2 protein-coding genes are annotated in these 1,470 nt (G+C 68.8%); both read left to right on the plus strand.

Annotation, left to right across the window (positions count from 1 at the left end):
* Nucleotides 1-285 (plus strand): DCC1-like thiol-disulfide oxidoreductase family protein (locus ACSFA3_RS23095; protein ID WP_435507781.1); only part of this gene is annotated, 285 nt, incomplete at its 5' end.
* Between the two features lie 35 nt (nucleotides 286-320).
* Nucleotides 321-1,277, plus strand: a complete 957-nt coding sequence (locus ACSFA3_RS23100) for an SAM-dependent methyltransferase (RefSeq protein ID WP_435468263.1) — start codon at nucleotides 321-323, stop codon at nucleotides 1,275-1,277.
* The last annotated feature ends 193 nt before the right edge of the window (nucleotides 1,278-1,470 follow it).

The raw sequence follows: 1,470 nt of genomic DNA on the forward strand, positions 1-1,470 counted from the left end.
GCGTTCAGCAACGGCCCGGCTCCGCGCGACGCGCTGATGGCGGCCATCCACGTGTCGGACGCCGAAGGCCGGGTCTTCGTCGGCGTGCCCGCAATCCGCATCTGCCGAACGGCGGTGGGCTTATCGAGCGGCAGCTTCCTGCTCGACCTGCCGATCGTCGCGCCGCTGGCCGACCGCGCCTATGCGCTGCTGGCGCGCAACCGCTACCGCATTCCGCGCTGGCTGGCCGCAAGGCTGGCCGGGCGCGTCGCGCCTTCCTGCGACGACGGCAACTGCCGCCTCTGAGAACCAACGAACAAGCAACCACCGAGGGAACCGCCATGCCCACAGTCTTCCAGCCCGACTTCCGCGTGCCGCACGAAACGCCCCTGCGCACCCCGGCAAGCCAAGCCAGCGCGCCCATCACAGCCGAGGACACGCAGGACTACTTCACCGAAGTCGCGACCGACTACAGCGCCTGGAGCCCTAGCTACAACATGCACTTCGGCTTCTGGCGCGCGGGCCTGAACCCGCTGCGGCGCGAAGGCATGCTGGTGGAGATGAACCGCGTGGTCGGCAGTGCGCTGCAGCTCGGAGACGCACAGCCCGGCACCACACAACGCCGCTGCGTGATCGACATGGGCTGCGGCGCCGGCGCCACCGCGCGCACGCTGGTAAGCGACGATCCATCGCTGTATGCCATCACTGTGACCAACGTCGCAGTGCAGAACCGCATCGCCGCGAAGCTCGACGCCGCCGCAGGCGTGGCCGACCGCATGGCTCACCTCGAAGCCGACTACACACGCACCGGCCTGCCCGCCGCGCAGGCCGATGGGGCATGGGCCGTCGAGAGCGCCTGCTATGCCGACGGCACCGCCAAGGCCGACTTCATCCGCGAAGCCGCGCGGCTGCTGAAGCCCGGCGCGCGGCTGGCTGTTGTTGATGGCTTTCTGCTGCGCCCCCAGCCCGGCCGCCTGGCCAGCTGGCTGCACCGCCTGTGGGCCGACAGCTGGGCCGTGCCCACGTTGGCCGTGCGCGAAGACTTCGTCGCCGCACTGCGCGAGCACGGCTTCGACGACATCGAAGTCAAGTCGCTGCGCTGGCGCGTCGCGCCCAGTGCGCTGCACATCCCGGTGCTGGCCACCCGCTTCACGCTGGCCGAGCTCTGGAAGGCGCGCGGCAAGCTCAGCCCGTGGCGGCGCAAGCACATCGTTGCCAGCTACTGCGCGCTCGCGCTGGGTATGTTCTGGCGCGACTTCGACTACTGCATGGTCACCGCAACTCGCAGCGCCGATTGAGCGAGCGAGCGAGCCCCACGAAAACACAACGAGGAGAAGAAGAGGTTTCCGCATGCACAACAAATCCGAAGAAAGCAGACTTTCCGAGCTCGCCCCCATCGAACAGCCCGCAAACGAAACACCCGGCAGAGTCAGCGGCGGGATGCCTTTCGCCTGGTTCTGGCCCATCCTGGCGGGCGCAGCCGTCGCGCTG

Source organism: Variovorax glucosi (assembly GCF_051216695.1).
In the GTDB taxonomy this organism is placed as follows: Bacteria; Pseudomonadota; Gammaproteobacteria; order Burkholderiales; family Burkholderiaceae_C; genus Variovorax.

Coding starts and splice junctions, on each gene's coding strand:
- ACSFA3_RS23100 (WP_435468263.1), top strand. CDS start 321: ATGCCCACAGTCTTCCAGCCCGACTTCCGCGTGCCGCACGAAACGCCC.